At 76.3% G+C, this 1,123-nt stretch carries 1 protein-coding gene and 1 pseudogene; both read right to left on the bottom strand.

Going from position 1 to position 1,123, the window contains the following annotated elements; all coding sequences use genetic code 11:
* A pseudogene (locus tag AA75_RS50335) lies at positions 1 to 310 on the bottom strand (hypothetical protein); the annotation flags it as partial.
* Between the two features lie 227 nt (positions 311 to 537).
* Positions 538 to 1,123 (bottom strand): helix-turn-helix domain-containing protein (locus AA75_RS44965; protein ID WP_149038628.1); only part of this gene is annotated, 586 nt, incomplete at its 5' end.

Below are 1,123 nucleotides of genomic sequence, written 5' to 3'. Positions count from 1 at the left end.
CGGCACCGCCGCCGGACAGCGCCAGACCGCCACCACCGGTGTGGACGCCGCCGTGCGGCGCCTTGTACTCGCCCTTGCTCTCCGTCTTGCTCTCGGTGCCGTGCTCCTCGGCCGGCTTGGCCTCCTTGGTGTCCTTGGCCTCCTTGGAGCTGCCGGAGTCCTTGGAGTCCTTGGTGGCCGTGTCGTAGCCCTCCCAGCTCTTCTGGGTGCTCGTATCGCTCGCGCCGTCGGCGAGGGCGATGGCGGGGGCACCGAGGACCAGGGTGGCGGCGAGGGCAGCGCCGGTCGCGAAAGTACGTGCAGAACGCATGAGGTGTGTCCTTCCGGGGCTTGCGAGGGCCGGCCCGTCGCCGGCTCGTCAGATCGCAGAAGCACCGTTCCTCACCGTCCTCGGCCCGTCGGCGGGTCGCATTCGGAGGGCGCCCTCCCGGGGTATTCGCTGGGCTCTTCGGGTGGCTGTGGTCAACCGTGCGGCGCGTCCTGCCGACGCCTTCCGCGTCCGCGGGCCGGCGTGCGGTAAAGAGCCGCGCCGGGCGTTCAGTCGCAGCGCCGCGGGTGCCCGGGCGGCACCGGGCCGGCCGGGTGCGGCGGCGGACCGGTGACGCCCGGCGCGGGATCGGTGACGCCCGGCGCCGGGTCGGTGAGGTGCAGGGCCCGTAACGCGACCTCGGTGGCGAACCGGGTGTCGGCGTCGGCGAGCTGGTCGCCGAAGGCGCGTTCGAGGGCGCGGATCCGGTAGCGGACGGTCTGCGGGTGCACCCCGAGCTGCTCGGCCATCTCGCCGGCGGTGGCCCGGGTGGTGAGCCAGATCCGCAGGGTGTCCAGCAGCCGGGCCCGCCGGGCCGGGGTGAGTCCGGCCAGGGGGGCGAGGCGGCGCTGCGCGATCTGCCGGGCGAGCGCGCGGTCGCCCAGCAGCCACAGCTGGACCAGGTGGTCCTCGCAGTACACCGGCGCCGGGGGTGCGCCCGGGCCGCACGGCGCCGGGTCCCGGTCGGCGGTCAGGGCGAGCAGCTGGCGGGCCCAGCGCAGCGAGTGCGCGGCCTCGCCGAGCGGCGTGGTCAGCCCGACCGCGGCCGGGCAGCCGGCCAGGGCGGTGGCCAGGGCGCGGCGGCGCCGCTCGTCC

Origin of the sequence: Kitasatospora sp. MBT63, from assembly GCF_000710465.2 — a bacterium.
In the GTDB taxonomy this organism is placed as follows: domain Bacteria; phylum Actinomycetota; class Actinomycetes; order Streptomycetales; family Streptomycetaceae; genus Kitasatospora.
Note: the sequence above shows the minus strand (reverse complement) of the source record. Positions and strands in the feature narration are given on the sequence as shown.